This window comes from Bordetella tumbae, assembly GCF_054780995.1.
This window is the reverse complement of sequence record NZ_BAAGVG010000019.1, coordinates 1-18,134: the sequence shown is the minus strand read 5'-3', so window position 1 is coordinate 18,134 and position 18,134 is coordinate 1. Positions and strand designations below refer to the sequence as shown.

General features: G+C 59.8%; 12 protein-coding genes. 2 read left to right on the top strand and 10 right to left on the bottom strand.

Going from position 1 to position 18,134, the window contains the following annotated elements:
* Positions 1-224: 224 nt before the first annotated feature.
* Together ACYVI2_RS20220 and ACYVI2_RS20215 are read right to left on the bottom strand one after the other, a co-directional pair.
* On the bottom strand, positions 225-4,184 hold the full coding sequence (locus ACYVI2_RS20220) for a DUF3683 domain-containing protein (RefSeq protein ID WP_415821502.1): 3,960 nt from the start codon (positions 4,182-4,184) through the stop codon (positions 225-227).
* A 189-nt stretch (positions 4,185-4,373) separates the two neighbouring features.
* Entirely contained in the window at positions 4,374-4,919 is a 546-nt protein-coding gene (locus ACYVI2_RS20215) for a YqaA family protein (RefSeq protein WP_415821503.1), read from the bottom strand.
* A 124-nt stretch (positions 4,920-5,043) separates the two neighbouring features.
* Here ACYVI2_RS20215 and ilvA point away from each other — a divergent pair, with 124 nt between their 5' ends.
* Positions 5,044-6,552: a threonine ammonia-lyase, biosynthetic gene (gene ilvA, locus ACYVI2_RS20210; RefSeq protein ID WP_415821504.1), complete on the top strand. Its 1,509-nt coding sequence runs from the start codon at positions 5,044-5,046 to the stop codon at positions 6,550-6,552.
* A 262-nt stretch (positions 6,553-6,814) separates the two neighbouring features.
* On the opposite strand, the gene ACYVI2_RS20205 is transcribed toward ilvA, so the two are convergent.
* The gene (locus tag ACYVI2_RS20205) at positions 6,815-7,933 is read right to left on the bottom strand and encodes a porin (RefSeq protein ID WP_415821505.1); all 1,119 of its coding nucleotides are present in this window, start codon (positions 7,931-7,933) and stop codon (positions 6,815-6,817) included.
* A 713-nt stretch (positions 7,934-8,646) separates the two neighbouring features.
* Here ACYVI2_RS20205 and ACYVI2_RS20200 point away from each other — a divergent pair.
* A complete protein-coding gene (locus tag ACYVI2_RS20200; RefSeq protein ID WP_415821506.1) occupies positions 8,647-9,564 on the top strand; it encodes a LysR family transcriptional regulator in 918 nt (305 codons plus the stop codon).
* 10 nt (positions 9,565-9,574) lie between these two features.
* Here the strand turns inward: ACYVI2_RS20200 and ACYVI2_RS20195 are convergent, their stop codons facing one another.
* The 7 genes from ACYVI2_RS20195 to ACYVI2_RS20165 form a co-directional block, all read right to left on the bottom strand.
* On the bottom strand, positions 9,575-10,123 hold the full coding sequence (locus ACYVI2_RS20195; RefSeq protein WP_415821507.1) for an adenine phosphoribosyltransferase: 549 nt from the start codon (positions 10,121-10,123) through the stop codon (positions 9,575-9,577).
* A gap of 54 nt (positions 10,124-10,177) precedes the next feature.
* Positions 10,178-11,863: a thiol reductant ABC exporter subunit CydC gene (gene cydC / locus ACYVI2_RS20190; protein ID WP_415821508.1), complete on the bottom strand. Its 1,686-nt coding sequence runs from the start codon at positions 11,861-11,863 to the stop codon at positions 10,178-10,180.
* Positions 11,860-13,761 carry a thiol reductant ABC exporter subunit CydD gene (gene cydD / locus ACYVI2_RS20185; RefSeq protein WP_415821509.1) on the bottom strand — a complete coding sequence of 634 codons (1,902 nt, stop codon included), beginning with the start codon at positions 13,759-13,761 and terminating at the stop codon, positions 11,860-11,862. Before cydD ends, cydC begins: the two co-directional genes overlap by 4 nt.
* A complete protein-coding gene (gene cydX, locus ACYVI2_RS20180; protein ID WP_415821510.1) occupies positions 13,758-13,892 on the bottom strand; it encodes a cytochrome bd-I oxidase subunit CydX in 135 nt (44 codons plus the stop codon). Before cydX ends, cydD begins: the two co-directional genes overlap by 4 nt.
* 28 nt (positions 13,893-13,920) lie before the next feature.
* On the bottom strand, positions 13,921-15,075 hold the full coding sequence (gene cydB / locus ACYVI2_RS20175; protein ID WP_415821511.1) for a cytochrome d ubiquinol oxidase subunit II: 1,155 nt from the start codon (positions 15,073-15,075) through the stop codon (positions 13,921-13,923).
* 15 nt (positions 15,076-15,090) lie between these two features.
* Positions 15,091-16,668, bottom strand: coding sequence for a cytochrome ubiquinol oxidase subunit I (locus ACYVI2_RS20170; RefSeq protein WP_415821512.1), 1,578 nt, complete (start codon positions 16,666-16,668; stop codon positions 15,091-15,093).
* Positions 16,669-16,874: 206 nt separating this feature from the next.
* Positions 16,875-17,420, bottom strand: a complete 546-nt coding sequence (locus tag ACYVI2_RS20165; protein WP_415821514.1) for a GbsR/MarR family transcriptional regulator — start codon at positions 17,418-17,420, stop codon at positions 16,875-16,877.
* Positions 17,421-18,134 lie beyond the last annotated feature (714 nt).

The window sequence follows — 18,134 nt, the reverse complement described above, 5'->3', positions numbered from 1 at the left end:
TGCAGAGAGCTCTAGTTGCTGCCAGTCGAGCCGAGGCAATCGGCCCGGCCGGGCGCCTCAAAGTCGAGTGGAGCGGATGTCGAAGGAAGCGCGAAGGCGCGGACGAGACGAGCGAACACGGTGTCCGGCGCCCGCGCGCCGGACCGACTTTGTGAAGCCCGGCCGGGCCGATTGCCTCGGCTCGACGACCAACAGAACTCCTACCGCCTCCGAAGCACCACACCCTACACGAGCACCCGTTCAATCCCCCCCGAGTTAGCCCGCCTAACATACTCCTCCATCCACTGCTCACCCAAAATATTCCGCGCCATCTCAACAACGATGTAATCCGCATCCATAGCCGTATCGCCCTCATAGCGCGACAAGCCTTGCAGACACGACGGACAAGATGTCAGTACTTTGATATCCCCGGTATATCCATCCTGACGCAAGGTATTCTGGTTTTTAAGCAGTTCCTCTTGCTTGCGGAAACGCACCTGAGTAGACACATCAGGACGCGTCACAGCCAAGGTCCCCGACTCGCCACAGCAACGATCCGTCTTGATCGCCCCATCGCCCACGAGCGAACGCACGGTCTTCATCGGATCCTGCAGCTTCATCGGCGTGTGGCAAGGATCGTGGTACATGTAGCGAGTACCGGTAATGCCATCGAGCTTGATGCCCTTTTCCAGCAGATATTCGTGAATATCGATCAGACGGCAGCCCGGAAAGATCTTTTCGAATTCATAGCCTGCCAGCTGGTCATAACACGTCCCGCAGCTCACCACGACCGTCTTGATGTCCAGGTAGTTCAACGTATTCGCGACCCGATGGAACAGCACCCGGTTATCCGTGATGATCTGCTCGGCCTTGTCGTTCATACCGTTGCCACGCTGCGGATAGCCGCAGCATAGGTAGCCTGGCGGCAAGACAGTCTGCACGCCTGCGTGCCAGAGCATGGCTTGCGTGGCCAGACCTACCTGCGAAAACAAACGCTCCGACCCGCAACCCGGGAAATAGAACACCGCCTCGGTATCCGCCGACGTGGTCTTGGGATCACGAATGATGGGCACGTAATTGGCGTCTTCGATGTCGAGCAGCTTGCGTGCGCTTTGCTTGGGCAATCCGCCCGGCATTTTCTTGTTGACGAAATGCACGATCTGTTCACGCAGCGGCGGCTTGCCTACCGTAGCGGGCGGATGCGCGGTCTGCTTGCGCGCAAACGACGACAACACATCATTGGCCAGGCGCTGCGCCTTGTATCCTACGCCCACCATGGCCTTGCGCGTCGCATTAATCGTGGCCGGGTCTTTCGCATTCAAGAAGAACATAGCTGCCGCCGTGCCCGGATTAAAAGACTTGCGCCCCATCCGTCGCAGCAGCGCACGCATGTTCATCGACACGTCGCCAAAATCGATATCCACCGGACAGGGGTTGTAGCACTTGTGGCATACCGTGCAGTGATCGGCGACATCCTCGAACTCTTCCCAGTGTTTGAGGCTGACGCCGCGACGAGTCTGCTCCTCGTAGAGGAACGCTTCGACCAGCAGCGACGTGGCCAGGATCTTGTTGCGAGGCGAATACAGCAGATTGGCCCGCGGCACATGCGTGGCGCAGACGGGCTTGCATTTGCCGCAGCGCAGGCAGTCTTTGACCGATGCGGAAATCGCACCGATATCGCTCTGCTGCATGATCAGCGACTCATGCCCCATCAAACTGAAACTGGGCGTCCAGGCATGGCGCAAATCTGCACCTGGCATCAGTTTGCCGGCGTTGAAATGCCCGCGCGGGTCGACACGGCGCTTGTATTCCTGGAATGGCGCCAACTCGGCCTCGGTCAGGAACTCATACTTGGTCAGCCCAATGCCGTGCTCACCCGAAATCACGCCATCCAGGTCCCTCGCGATCTGCATGATGCGATCCACTGCCTGGTGGGCCTCGGTCAGCATCTCATAGTCGTCGGAGTTGACCGGGATGTTGGTGTGCACGTTGCCATCGCCCGCATGCATATGCAGCGCAACGAACACTCGACCCTTTAGCACGCGAGCGTGTATGGCCTTGAGTTCGTCCACAATGTGCGTACCCGTAGCACCCGAAAAAACGTTCTGCAGCGGCGCCAGGACCTCGGTTTTCCAGGACACGCGTATCGTGCGATCCTGCACCACATCAAAGAGGCGCGCATCGGGCTGCGCGGCGACACGATCGGACAGCGCACCCTGCAAGGGCGTCATGCCCACACTGGCCAGATCCGGCAACGCCTGGCGCAGCGGCAAGTCGAGATTATCCAGCAGCCATTGCCAACGTCCACGCACCTCGGCCAACACTTCCATTGCATGGCTGGTGCGCTCGGCCAACGTATGCGTACGCGTGAGCTCATCATCCTCGTCCTCGGCCTTGCCCACCGGCAAGGGCTCGGACAGATAAGCATCCAACGCATTCAGCAGCTTGAGCTTGTTGCGCGTCGACAGTTCGATGTTGATGCGCTCGATGTGATCCGTATATTCGCCCATGCGCGACAACGGAATCACCACGTCTTCGTTGATCTTGAACGCATTGGTATGACGGGCAATCGCCGCCGTACGTGAACGGTCGAGCCAGAATTTCTTGCGCGCCTCGGCACTGACGGCGACAAAGCCCTCGCCGTGGCGCGTATTGGCCAGACGCACGACCTCACTGGCAGCAACCGCCACCGCGTCCTCATCGTCACCGACGATGTCGCCAATCAACACCATTTTCGGCAGCGTGCCGCGTTTGCTCTTGGTCGCGTAGCCCACCGCGCGTAGATAGCGCTCGTCCAGGTGCTCCAGACCCGCCAGGATGGCGCCGCGTGCACGACCCTCGCCGTCCAAGTAATCCTTGACCTCGACGATCGACGGAATCGCATCCCGGGCCTGTCCGAAAAACTCCATACAGACCGTGCGCGTATGACGCGGCATGCGATGCAGCACCCACCGCGCCGACGTGATCAGGCCATCGCAACCCTCTTTTTGCACGCCCGGCAGACCCGCCAAGAATTTATCGGTAACGTCTTTGCCCAGGCCTTCTTTGCGGAACACCCGGCCCGCGATTTCGAGTAATTCTGTCTTGAGCAGCTTTTCGCCAGGCTGGCCGCTGCCGTCGAACCATTTCAGCTCGAACCGCGCCGTCTCGACATCGTGGATTTTGCCCAGGTTGTGATCCAGGCGCGTGACTTCCAGCCAATTGCCGTTGGGATCGACCATGCGCCACCAGGCCAGATTGTCCAGGGCAGTGCCCCAGAGCACGGCCTTTTTGCCGCCGGCGTTCATGGCGATGTTGCCGCCCACGCAGGAGGCCTCAGCCGAGGTGGGATCTACCGCGAACACGAATCCCGCCTGCTCCGCAGCCTCGGCCACGCGCTTGGTCACAACCCCTGCCCCGGCAAACACCACGGCCGCGGGCTCGGTCAGGCCGGGCAAGATACAGGACTCGACCGCACCCAGCGTGTCGAATTTCTCGGTATTGATGACCGCCGATTTCCAGGTCAATGGAATCGCCCCACCGGTATAACCGGTGCCACCGCCGCGAGGGATGATGGTCAGGCCCAGCTCAATACAGGCGCGCACCAGGGCAGCGATCTCGGACTCGTTGTCCGGGGTCAATACGACAAAGGGATATTCGACACGCCAGTCGGTCGCGTCGGTCACGTGAGACACCCGCGACAGGCCATCGAACTTGATATTGTCTTTGGCCGTGATGCGGCCCAGCACCTTCTGGGCTTGCTTGCGCAGGTGCTGGGTTTGGTCGAACTCGCTCTCGAACGCTGCGATGGCCGAGCGCGCGCGAGCCAACAGCTCGACGACTTTGCTATCGCGCTGCGGATCGTGGCCAGCCTCGGTGGGCGAGTCCGGCTCGCGACGCTTGTCGATTTCGCTCAGACGATGATGCAGCGCGTCGATCAACAGCTTGCGCCGCTTTGGATTGTCGAGCAGGTCGTCCTGCAAATAGGGATTGCGGCGTACCACCCAGATATCGCCCAACACCTCGTACAGCATCCGTGCGGACCGGCCTGTGCGGCGTTCGCCACGTAGATCGCAGAGCCATTGCCAGGCGTCTTCGCCTAACAGACGGCCAACGATCTCGCGATCGGAGAACGACGTATAGTTGTACGGAATTTCGCGCAAACGCGCAGTAGCTGCGGGCGGAATCGCCTCGGAGAGGATTTGGCTGGCGAGGGGGGCGTTCATGAAAAGACGGGGAGTAGGCCCTTAAAGAATCATTTTATGACATTGCGCAGAAATTGCCCTGCGGCGTGCTGACGCGTCCAGAAAAACCGCAGTTCCCAACCCCTGGGCGAAACGGCGTAATGCGAGAAAAACGCATATACCCCAACGAGTTAAGACAGGCTTGAATATGTAGCTGACCACCTGACAGCACTACACCGGCTGCGGGAAAAACCATAACAGGCCTGCGGTCATCACCGTGTAGCGAGCCAATTTCCCAATGGCCATGTACAGCACGCAGGGCCAGAATGCCAGACGCAGCCACCCGGCCACCGCACATAAGGGGTCGCCGACAGCGGGCAACCAGGATAACAGCAGGGCGGGCGGTCCCATACGATGCAACCATTGCTGGGCGTACTGATGCCAGCGGCTGCGCATATTCTTGTCCATGACCGGCTCGCCAGCCTCCGGCGACGTGTGGGGATGCTTCTCGCGCCAGCGTTCCAAGGCCCGGTGCGCGCCCAGCCCCATGGCGTAGCTGATCGCGCCGCCGACGGTGTTACCCACTGTCGCCACCAAGACCGCCGGCCAAAACATATCGGGGGCCAGCTTCACAAACCCGAAAACGGCCGGCTCCGATCCCAAAGGCAACAGCGTCGCCGAGATCAGGCTGATCAAAAAGATGGCGGGCAAACCGATTTTTGGCAGTGCCAAGACCGCTAATAACCAATGCACCGCACTCAGTAGACTTTGTTCCATGACGCCACGGAATCCTTCAACCGGTACCGGATGGGCGGCAGTGTAGCCCGGACGGCAAAGTCGCGCCGGACGCTGTGGTAATCTGGCCCACGCCTTATTTCTCTCACCCGGCCTTTACGCCATCATGTCTGACGATTATCTAAAACGCATCCTGACCTCCAAGGTCTACGACGTCGCTGTCGAATCCCCCCTCGAAACCGCCACTCAGTTGTCCCAGCGAATTTCGAACACGATTCTGCTCAAGCGTGAAGATACTCAGGCAGTGTTCAGCTTCAAGCTGCGCGGGGCGTACAACAAGATGGCCAACCTGAGCCCGGCGGCCCGCAATCGCGGCGTGATCGCGGCGTCCGCGGGCAATCATGCGCAGGGCGTCGCCCTGTCGGCCCGCCGGCTCGGATGCCGTGCAGTCATCGTCATGCCGACCACCAGCCCGCAGGTCAAGATCGACGCTGTGCGCAGCCTGGGGGGCGAAGTCGTCCTGGCGGGCGAAAGCTTTTCTGATGCTTACGCCCACGCGCTGACGCTGGAAAAGAAGGAAAAACTCACCTTCGTGCACCCCTTTGACGACCCGGATGTCATCGCCGGCCAAGGCACGGTGGGCATGGAGATCTTGCGCCAGCACCCCGGCCCCATCGATGCGATTTTTGTCGCGATCGGCGGTGGCGGGCTGGTGTCGGGCATCGCCGCCTATATCAAACAGTTGCGGCCCGAGATCAAAATCATTGGCGTCCAGACCGAGGATTCGGACGCCATGCTGCGCAGCGTGCGCGCCGGGCGGCGCGTGCAGCTCAATGACGTCGGCCTGTTTTCCGATGGCACGGCAGTCAAGATGGTGGGAGCAGAGACGTTCCGCCTGACGCGCAAATACGTAGACGATTTCGTGGTGGTCGATACCGACGCGATCTGCGCAGCCATCAAAGATGTGTTTACGGATACTCGCAGCGTGCTCGAGCCCGCTGGCGCCATGGCCGTCGCGGGTGCCAAACAGTACGCGGCCGAGCACAAGCTCAAGGGCAAAACCCTCGTCGCCGTCGCGTGCGGCGCCAATATGAACTTCGACCGCCTGCGCTTTGTCGCCGAGCGTGCCGAGGTCGGCGAAATGCGCGAGGCCGTCTTTGCCGTGACCATGCCCGAACAACGCGGCAGTTTCCGCAGGTTCTGTGAGCTGGTGGGTAACCGCAGCGTCACCGAGTTCAACTACCGCATATCCGACGCCCAGCGCGCCCATGTCTTTGTCGGCGTTCAAATCAATTCGCCTGCCGAGCCCGACAAAATCGCGGCAAACTTCCGCCGCCATGGTTTTGATACCCTGGACCTGACCCATGATGAAATGGCCAAGACGCACTTGCGCCACATGGTGGGCGGGCACTCTGCCCTGGCCAGCAACGAGCTGCTGTATCGCTTTGAATTCCCGGAACGTCCGGGCGCGCTGATGCGCTTTTTGAATGCGATGAATCCAGACTGGAACATCAGCCTGTTCCATTACCGCAATCAGGGCGCCGACTACGGCCGCATCCTGATAGGCATCCAGGTCCCGCCCTCGGACAAAAAACAGTTCAAGACCTTTGTATCGGAGCTCGGCTACCCCCATTGGAACGAAACGGACAATCCCGCCTATAGGCTGTTCCTGTAACCGCCCCGACATCGTTTTCGCGAGAACGGCCCAGGGCAATGCCCTGGGCCGTTTTGCTGTAGCGTTGGCATTACGCTGGCGCCTCGACTGGCCAGCGGCCGCCGACACAATGCCACGCTCCAAAAAAGTGGGGGCCCCCGAAGAGGCCCCCTATCTAGGTACTACACACGCCCGGCGCAAACCTTCGCGGGGTCAGTTGTCACTCGATGGATAACGGAGAAGACCATACATTCGTCAACCCGCGCCGGGACGTGTGAGGTACTTAGAAGCGGTGACGCAAGCCGACTGCCACAGCGGTGCTGCGCTGGTCTTCTTGGAATGCCCAGTTGTCGCCGTACGAACCCATTGCGTACAGGTTGGTACGCTTGCTCAGATCATAGGTGTAACCGAGGCTGAACGTGTTGCTCGTGGCGTCGTCGCCAGCCAGACGGCTGTTGTTGACGTCAGCGCGCTGCCAGGAGGCCCAGATGTTGCTGGCGCCACCGATCGGAGCACTGATGCCCAGCAGGTAGGAGTTAACGCGCGAGCCGTCAGCGATTTTCCAGCTGCCGAGGCCCGTGCCGTCTACGTCGCTCAAGCCATCAATGCTCGTGCCGACGAACCAGCCGCCGAACGTTTGACCGAAAGCAGCCGAGACCTTGACCACTTCGAAGTCATAAGCAGCGCCGAGGATGTACGACTGGACCTTATCGGTGTCGTATTGACCCTTGACACGGCCGCTGTCCGGACGGAAGTTGTCATACGACAAAGCCACATCCAAGGGGCCGTTCTGGTAGCGAGCACCAACGGTCAACACACGGTTGTTTTCGTTGGTACGGAAACCGCCGCCGGTGTCAGCATTGTCGTCAGCGTTGAACGAATAGCCAACGCCGAACTTGAAGCCCGAGAACGACGGGGTTTGGTACAACACCATGTTGTCCAGACGAACGGTGTTAGCCGAGCTGAACGATGTACCCATGGTGGCTTGGTCGTAGCTGATGCCCGAGGGATCGATACCAGCGAAGTACTTGGAAGCCAAGTTGGTTTGACGGCCGAAGTCCAGTTGACCCCAGCTGTCGCTTTGCAGACCGACAGTGGCTTGACGGCCAAACAGACGGCCGCCTTGCGACGAATTACCGTTGTTGGGCGAGAAACCGCCTTCCAGAGTGAAGACCGCCTTCAGGCCATCGCCCAGGTCTTCCGAACCGCGCAGACCGAAACGCGAACCACTGTTCACGCCGTCCACAGCGCCGATACGGCTGGCTTTGTCGCCATTCGCGCCCTTGACTTGGTTGTAACCGATACCTGCGTCAATCAGGCCGTACAGCGTAACCGAGGTTTCGGCTTGAGCCACGCCTGCGAAGCCGGCGGCCAGCGCAACGGCCAGTAGCGTTTTTTTCATCATGATTTCCTAAAGCGATGTGACAGGAAAGGGCATGCGTGACCCGCTTTATGCCAGCGGCAACGTCGGACGACGCATGTACGTTTAGAAGTATCTTTCCTTGAGCAATAGGGATTAACCACAAATTTGGAGAGCTGTTTTCCATAAATGCGGGTAAACCATGACTTGCGACGCAACAATCGACGGAATCCCCAGGCAGGACGGGGATTTTGTGTCAGCTCCCCATCCTCAATTCATCACGGTGCCTGTGAGCATTTGCTAATAAGCAACGTTGCATTTGAACAACATTCGCCACAGGTGGCTCATTATGGACGGCGCCAGACTGCACGCCGCGGCTACCCAGCTCAGCCCCGCGTCGACTTGGCCGAGTGTGACACGAACTCGGCACACGCCCTATTACTAATGAGTGATGGTTAATGAAAGCCTGCCGTCTCATCCACGCCATCATCTTTCATCACCGCTATGCCGCATCCAGCGGGCACCTGCCCCCCTCACACTATTGAACACCGGACCCGTCCTAATTACAGGTCCACCAGGAACGTTTGTCCACCATCAGCGTCCTATCAAGGGCGCTTCGCCTGCATATCACGGCTTCCCCCGCGTTGCGACGAGCGTTATTCCAGCAAACGGAACAGTTTTTTCCATTTTTGCTGCATACATTATTGGTAGTGTTGGGATATTGTCTATATCCAGCACGCAACATACAGAATCACATGGATATCCAGCTAAACGACATCGCGTTGTTTGTCGAAGTCGCCAAGCGCAAAAATTTCAGCCATGCCGCCGAGGCGCTCAACATACCCGCATCGACGCTGTCGAGGCGCGTCAGCGATCTCGAGCACAATATCGGCATGAAGCTGCTCAATCGCAGCACCCGGCGCATCGATCTAACCGAAGCCGGCCTCATGTACTTTGAACGCTGCCGGCCCATTATCGAAGAGGTCCGCGTCGCTCATGATCAATTGCTGGACATGGCTGCGCAGCCCAAAGGACGTCTGCGGGTTTCGATGCCTTCGAGCCTGGCACAGCTATTCTTGCCCGCGGTGATCCAGGGCTTTCGTGCCCAGTACCCGGATATCGAGTGCGATTTTGATCTGAACATGCAGCCGATCGATCCGATCAGCAACCCCTTTGATCTCGTGCTGCGTTTTGGCCGGCAACCCGACTCCAATCTGGTCGCACGCCAGATCGTGCTGCTGGAGCACCGTTTGTATGCCTCGCCGCAGTATCTGGCTTTGCACGGCACGCCGCGCTCGCCCGCCGATCTGGGGCATCACGAATGCCTTCGTCCAGCAATGAGCGAAGCCTATTCTTATTGGGTGCTGCATTCGGGCGACAAGGTCGAACGTGTCGCCGTGTCCGGACGCCTCGCCGCCAATAACGTCAGCATGCTGTCGCGTCTGGCGGGTCAGGGGCTGGGGATTGCCCCGCTGCTATATTTCGACACCATCGGCCAGCCGATTCAAAACAAAGGGCTCGTGCCGGTATTGCCCGACTGGGCCTTGACCCCGATTCCGCTATTCGCCCTCTTGCCCTCGCGTACCATCCCCGCCAAAACGCGAGCATTCCTGGACTTTATCCAGCCGCGCCTGACCGATCCGGGCTCGTGGGCGATCCCGGACGCCGCTTGAGGCAGCGGCGTCACTCGGCGCTATCGTAACTACATACCGTAAACAAGGGCGTGCCCGTCGTGGCGATCTTCCCCGAGCCGCCCAGCTCCGGCAAATCGATAATCGCGGCAGCCTCGACGACGTTCGCGCCGAGACGCTGCAGTAACTTGACCGCGGCCAGCATCGTGCCGCCCGTAGCGATCAGGTCATCCACCAGCAGCACTCTCTGGCCGGTACGAACCGCATCCGTATGGATTTCCACCGACGAATTGCCGTATTCGAGCGAATATTCCTCGGCCACGGTGCGATACGGCAGCTTGCCGCTCTTGCGCACAGGCACAAAGCCCAGGTTCAGCTCATAGGCCAGCACACTGCCAATAATGAAGCCGCGCGCGTCGACGCCCGCAACCAAATCCAGGCGCTGCCGCATATAGCGATAGACAAACAGATCGATCAAGACACGGAAAGTGCGCGGGTCCTGTAACAACGGCGTAATGTCGCGGAACACCACGCCCGGGCGAGGCCAGTCCGGGATGCTTCGGATAGTGCGTCGAATGAGCTCGACGGTGTCAGTCTGCATGGGCCTACCCCGGGGGAAATTGAAGCAAGGCGAACTATAACCGCGCCGATGCGGTTAAGCCAGAACAGAAACGTTCAGACAACCATCACGCAAAATCAGACGTCGGTCAACCGCGCCCTGCGGCAGTGCGGCATGCGTCACCAGCACCACCGTACGTCCCGCGGTGGCGTGAGCCAGATCGTTAAAGAATGCCGCCTGGGCGGCTTCGTCCAGGCCCGCCGTCGGCTCGTCCAAGGCGAGGACAGGACAAGACGTCAACAACGCCCGAGCCAGACACAGCCGCCGCGCCTGCCCCACCGATAAACTCGCGCCCGTTTCCCCCACCCAGGTGTCCAAGCCGTCGGGCAGACTGCGCACGAAATTCCCCAGCCGAGCGGCATCCAAGGCTGCCCATAGCATGGGATCGTCTGCCTGCGAATCACCAATCAATAAATTGGTCCGCAGTGTGCCCAGAAAAACAGGCGCATCCTGGGCAAGCCAGGCGATGCGGCGATGCACGTCAGCCAACGAGGCGTTGCGCAGATCGATCCCTCCGAAACGAACACAACCGGATAAGGGGTCCTCCAGTCGCAGCAATAGTTGCAACAGCGTGGATTTACCCGAGCCGCTCGGCCCGGTAATCGCCACACGTTCACCAGGCTCGATGCGCAGACTGACGGCATTCAACACCAACGGTCCCAACGTGCCAACGGCCGCGGAATAGGCAAAGGACACCTGGTCAAACTCGATCGCGCCCCGCTGGGGCAATGGCATAGGCCGGCCTGGATCAGCTTGGTCCGGCGCTTGTTCGACCACCGCCTGAATACGCTGTGCCGCCGCTACCGCTCCACCCAGCCGCGCAGCCCCTCGCATCAACGGCCCAGCCACTTCAAAAATGCCAATCACCGCCAACAGCAATCCTGCCAATAACGGTCCGCTCAGACGCTGCCGGCTGAGCTCGTCCAGGCCAAACCACAAGATCGCCAATACACAAAGCCCTGCCAAAACCTGCAAGGCCCATGCTCCATTGGCGGCAATACGCACCTGCGCCTTGCGCGCGCGCGTCATATCCGCACACTGCGACATGAAGCCGGTCCGTACTTGATCGACAGCCGACAGCGCCACGACATCAGCGTGGCTTTCCACAGTCTCTAACGCCATTGCACGCAACGCCGCCTGACTTTCCTGGATCGCTAAACCTGGCAAGCGTGCAGCACGGGCCTGCCACACAGGCAGCGCCACACATGCCATCAACATCGCGCCGGCCAATACCCACCCGGCCGCCGGCACCCAGACGCCCACCACCACCGCCAACACAGCGGCAGCGATCGCAGAGGTGAGCATCGGTGTCAGCACATGCAAGAACACCGTATCCAGCGCGTCCACGTCTCCTGTCAGGCGAGTCACCAGATCGCCATCGCGATAGCGTCCCAGCTGACGCGGCGTCAAACGCACCAGCGCCTCGAACACGCGGCTGCGCAAATCCGTCAATAAACGCAGCGTGGCAGCATGCCCGACCAATCGCTCTGCGTAACGCGCCGCGATACGCACGAACGACAGCAAGCGCACCAACGCAGACGGGACAAAAAGATTAAAAACAGAGCCTGCGCCGGCCAAGGCCGCAGCGCTGAGAAACCAACCGGACACCCCGAGCAAACCGACACCGGCTGCAATGGTGAGCAACGCCAGAAACAGCGTTCCCAGCAGCGCTCCCAAACGACGGCGATATAAGGGCGGCAGCAAACGCAGCAATGCTGTCATGCCGGCTCCAATTTGCCGTTGACCAGCCGGATCGTGCGCGGCAAACGCTGCGCCACGGCGCAAGCATGCGTTGCCAGCAACAATGTTCGTCCGCGTGCAAATGCCAGGATCTCGTCCAGGACCTGAGACTGCGTTGCCTCATCGAGAGAGGCCGTGGGCTCGTCCAGCAAGATCAGCCCGGGATCTCGCAGAAACAAGCGCGCCAGCGCCACGCGCTGCGCCTGCCCGCCCGACAAGCCGCGGCCGCGAGGCCCCAGCATCGTATCCAACCCCTCACGCAACGGCTCGGCGAACGTCATGACGCAGGCGCGCCGGGCGGCCTCAAGAACTTGTTCGTCGGTTGCCTGCGGCCGCCCCAAACGGATGTTGTCTGCAATACTGGCCGCAAACAAAAAGGGCCGCTGACCGATCAAGGCCACACGCTCACGCAGTACGATTTCATCCCACTCGGCCAGCGGCACGTCATCCAGCATGATGTGCTCTGCACAGGGACGCAACCGAGCGAGGACCTCCAGCAAGGTCGTCTTGCCGCTGCCGCTCGGCCCCATCAGAGCGATATGCTCGCCCGCAGACAAGGCCATGGACGCATCGTCCAACACTGGCGAAGTACGCCCCAGTGCTTGAATACTCAAGCCGCGTACCGACACCGCAATACCCGCAGCACATGTGTCGGCCGAAGCACCCGCGACATGAGTGGCGGCCAATAGCGCCACTGCCCGGGCATCGGCGGAAACGGTCACGCCAGAGCCGCCACTCAGCGAACGCGTGGCGCCGTCCTCATCGGAGGCAACGGCAGCATGCACCTCGGCCGGCTCGACGGCGGCAACCTCCGAATCGCCGAACGGCGCCGACGTGTCTGGCAAGCCCTCGAACGATGCGGCAATCTGCGCAGCCGCGGCTCGCGCCGCCGCACGATCATGATAGTGCGCCGCAAATTGACGCAAGGGCGCATAAGTCTCCGGCGCCATCAACAAACAGAAGAAACCGACTTGCAGCGTCAGCGGCGTCGCCCGCACATCGAGAAACCCGAGGTACGACAAACCAAAATACACCGCCATCCCGGCGACGCCCAACGCCGCAAAAAACTCCAGCACCGCCGACGACAGAAAAGCAATGCGCAATACCGATAACGTGCGCTTGCGCACGGCCTCGCTGGCCATGGCGACCGACGAAGCCTCGGCTTGCGCACGACCGTAGAGTTTCAGGGTGGACAGGCCGCGCAGACGATCGGCGAAAAATCCGGATAGCCTGGCAAACGCACGCACATGCCGCCGGCTCGCTGCCTCGGCGCCCCATCCCACCAGAGCCATGAACAACGGAATCAATGGCGCCGTCACGAGCAACAACAACCCCGCAATCCAATCGAACGGCAACAGCACCACCGCAAATGCCAGCGGCAATATCGCCGCCGATACCGCTGCAGGCAGATACCGCGAGAAAAACCCATCCAGCGCCTCGACTTGATCGACGATAGCGCTAGCCAATTCCCCCGACACCCGTGTCCGCGACCACATGGGGCCGCGGCCCACCAGGCGATCGAACAAGGCCAGGCGAATGCGTTGCTTAATGCTTTCGGCTGCGTGGGCTCCCGCCCGTTCACTGGCCCAGGCCAGGCCCGCTCGGCCCAACATCAGGACAACGATCACCGCGATCTCACCCAGCAATGCACTGCGAGGCGCCTGGCTGACAATCGCCGCATCCAGTACCCGGGCCAACAGCCAAGCCTGCACCAAGAGCAACGCCCCACCCAACAGAGGCGCCCCCACGGCCACGATGAGCGGCAGCCGCGGCACACGCGCCTGCGCACTCAACCAACGCGAGTGCTCACGCGCGAGCTTGTCTGTCTCAGGCCCCGAACCGGATGCCGTCTCAACAGCATCAAACTGCGTGCTGGTCACGTGCGCTCAGATGCCTTGGCCAATCTGGCAGGATCGTGTTCCTCGCCTTCACGCAGTTCAAACCACATGGCGTTCAAAATGCCAAACGCACAGGCTAAGCTCAAGCCCAGAATCCACGAGAAATACCACATACTTTTACGCTCCAGACAATGGGATGGACTAATAAGAATTAGGCGTACCCGAGATCGATTCGGTCGTGACCTTGCCACGCATGACGCGATAGACCCACGCGGTGTAGATCGTGATGATGGGCAGAAAGAACGCCACGGCCAACAGCATGATCCACAAGGTCAGATGACTCGACGACGCATCCCATATCGTCAGCCCGAAACGCGGCGCGGTCGACGACGGCATCAAGAACGGGAACAGCGCGAGTCCCACCGTCAGAATGACGCCGGCTACCGCTAATGCCGACACAATAAAGGTCAGCCAATTCACCCGCACGCTCAACAGCAGCGCTACGATCAATGCGCCCCCCACACCCAATGCCGGTGCGATCCAGGCGAGGGGCCATTTTTCAAAGTTGGCCATCCACGCGCCGGCCTGAACCGACACCTCTTTGAGCGCAGGATCCGATGCTGCCAGCGTATTCGTCGCACTGACGACGACATGTCCGTCCAGGCCACTCGCGACCCAGAAGCCGCCCGCCGCAAACAACGCCGCGGTCAGCACCGCTGCAATACGGCCTGCCTGGCGCGCACGCGCTGCCACGGCACCCTCAGTACGCCACGCCAACACAACAGCACCGTGCATGATCAACATGACCACGCTCAACACCCCAGCCAACAATGCAAACGGACTGAACAGCTGATAAAAATGCCCGTGATATTCCGGTCGCAGCGTATTGCTGTCAAAACCAAACGGGACACCCACAATCAGGTTACCCATGGCCACCCCAAACACCAGAGCGGCCACGACTCCCGACGCACAAAGCACGAGGTCCCAGGTATTGCGCCAGCGCGTGCCTTCCATCTTGCTGCGATACTTAAAACCTACCGGCCGCACAATCAATGCGATCAGCACCAGCATCATCGCCAGATAAAAGCCCGAAAACGACGCTGCGTACAACAGCGGCCACGCCGCGAATACGCCAGCACCCGCGGTAATCAACCAGACTTGGTTGCCCTCCCAGACAGGCCCCACCACATTGATCACCACGCGGCGTTCGGCATCAGTGCGAGCCACCACCGGCAACAACGCCGCAATACCCAGGTCAAAGCCGTCCATCACGGCAAAAGCAATCAGCAAGAGGCCCAACAGCCCCCACCACACCACGCGCAATGTCGCGTAGTCGAAAGGAATCAGCGTTTCCATGTGCGATCTCCGTGCTTAGTAGGCATCAACGGCAGCCGCCACGGGGTCGGCCTTGGTGGGGTGCGAGGCGGGCACCTCGGTCTTAGGTCCTGCTTTAATCGCGTGCAACATGACTTTCACGCCCACGATCAACAGCACGGTGTACAGCACCAGGAATATGCCCAAGCTGATCGCCAGATCGGTAAACGTCAGCCCGGAGGCGGCATAGTAGGTGGGCAGGACACCTTCGATCACCCAGGGTTGACGGCCATACTCGGCGACAAACCAGCCGGCTTCGATCGCCACCCACGGCAGCGGCAAGCTCCACAGTGCGATTTTCAGCAATGCCGGGCGGCTATCCAGACGTCCGCGTGATGCCAACCAGAATGCAACCGCAAAAAAGGCGATCAGATACATCCCCACCGCAACCATGATGCGGAAAGCCCAGAACAGCGGCGCCACATTCGGAATGGTGTCCAGCGCTGCCTGTTTGATATCGGCGTCGGTGACCTTGCTCAGGTCAGACTGATAACGCTTGACCAACAAGGCGTATCCCAAATCAGGCCATCCTTTGTCCAACACCATACGTGCTTCGGAATCGCCGGGATTTTTCCGGATACGCTCCATCGCCTCGTATGCCACGATGCCCTCACGAATGCGGAATTCGGCCCGGCGAACCAGATCGTCAATACCAAGCAACGGCGTGGTCAGCGAACGAGTACCGATGATGCCCATCACATAGGGAATCTCGATAGCGAAATCGTTTTTGCGCTCGGCCTGATTGGGGATCGCAAACAGATTGAAACTGGCCGGCGCCGGCTCGGTATGCCACATCGCCTCTATCGCTGCGATCTTCATTTTCTGATGCTCGGTGGTCAGATAACCGCTTTCGTCTCCCAGCACCACCACGGACAACGATGCGGCCAGACCAAAGCTGGCAGCCACGGCCATGGAACGCTTGGCCAGATCCACGTGACGGCGGCGCAACAGATACCAGGCGCTGATCGACATGACGAACATCGCCCCTGCGACATACCCTGCGCTCACGGTATGAACGAATTTGGCTTGAGCGACCGGATTGAAAATGACCGCGGCAAAATCGGTCATTTCCATCCGCATGGTGTCGGGGTTGAACACCGCGCCGACCGGGTTCTGCATCCACCCATTGGCAATCAGAATCCACAGTGCCGAGAAATTAGTACCAAACGCCACCAGCCAGGTCACGACCAAATGGCCGACCTTGGACAGACGATTCCAGCCAAAGAAAAACAGACCGACAAACGTGGCCTCGAGGAAGAAAGCCATCAGGCCTTCAAGTGCTAACGGCGCTCCGAACACATCGCCTACGTAATGGCTGTAATAGGACCAGTTCATGCCGAACTGGAACTCCATCACGACGCCCGTCGCCACACCCAAAGCAAAGTTGATGCCGAACAACGTGCCCCAGAACATCGTCATGCGGCGCCAGATATCCCGGCCCGTCATGACGTACACGCTTTCCATGATGGCCAGGATGAACGACAGCCCTAGCGTCAGCGGCACAAAGATGAAGTGGTACATCGCAGTCGCGGCGAATTGAAACCGCGACAGGTTCACAACGTCTAGATCAACCATGGATTGCTCTCCCCGGACAGACGACGAACCGCGACGGCATGCGCAGACCACAGCCGACGCAATGAATGTTGCATACGATACTCTCAACGGCGCGCATGAACCCAGCGGGTGTGCCGCGGGAATCAAGGAAATCGGAGGCAACCCCACGCTTTCTTGATAAGAACCTACAAAGCAGCTTCATAACTTTCTCTATTTACGCCACGACGTCAATCCCGGCCCCGCAGCTTGCCGGCAAAATCCAATGCTTTCTGTACCTTTTTCCCTAACTGCATCAGACGTTGCAGCGTTTCGGGAGGCAGGCCATGCACCTCGTCGAACCACCCCGTCGTCAGCTCGATGAGTTCGAGCATTTCCTGCATGCGTTGCTGGGCATAGACCTCTGACTCGCCTTTCGGCGGTTCAAGCAAGGTATCGCGCAGCAAGGTCAACGTCGGATCGATTTCGCGCTTGCGCTTTTCTTCCATCAGGATGCGAAAGATCTCCCAGACGTCTTTAGGAGTTTCAAAATAGTCGCGCCGGTCACCGACTCGATGGACCAGCTTCACGAGCCGCCAGGACTGCAGCTCCTTGAGCCCCATGCTGACATTCGAGCGCGAAAAACTCAGCGCCTCGGCGATGTCGTCTGCATGTAAGGGCTGCGGAGACAGGAACAGCAGGGCGTACATCTGGCCGACGGTGCGATTTACGCCCCAGCGGCTGCCCATTTCTCCGAAATGCAGCACGAATCGTTCTGTTTGAGGGCTAAGCGGCATAATTTTGTTACTTTAACTTCAGAAATTTCTGAAATTATCGAACAAATAGAATATGAAGACAACTGGCCCCTGCGCGACCATGCGCACACGTCGACCCGTTGCCGTCAAGAAACATGAAAATACAATCGTGGCATCATACGGCCGCAACATGCATCAGTCGTGACGATTCCGCCCGTAAATCGTCATGCCATGACAAAAATCAATCTTGCGGCATTTTTGTTGCCGGGCCGCCCCAAGGCAAAAGCGCCCCCCCCTTTTGGGCAATGCCAGTCAGTTAAGCCCTGAGTGGCATTTTTTATGGCTGCTGGTGTTTGTGGGCGTTTGCTGGTCGTGATTGTCTCTCTGAAGGCGTCCCTGTCGCGTGCCTGGGCGTGGCGCCGGGCCTATCGCACGGACTCGGCCCATGACCAGGGGCCTCGGTCCGCTGCGCGGACTAAATCCGTGCTCAACGGCCCGGCGCCACGCCCAGGCACGCGACAGGGACTCATGATGAGGGAATGCAACGAGGGCTGATTGCCATCAGCTGTTTTTTGAAGCTGTCTTTGCCAATGCGATGGGCAGGTTCATGTCATGTGGCCAAACTGGACGCATATCAACGGAGTCTGCTCAACAACGAGAAGCGTACAAACATCCGTCAATGGCAGCCATTGCGAGCAGGAGGTCGGCGTGTAAAAGCCCCGCCGGGCCGTTGAGCCGCGATTTAGCCCGCGAAGC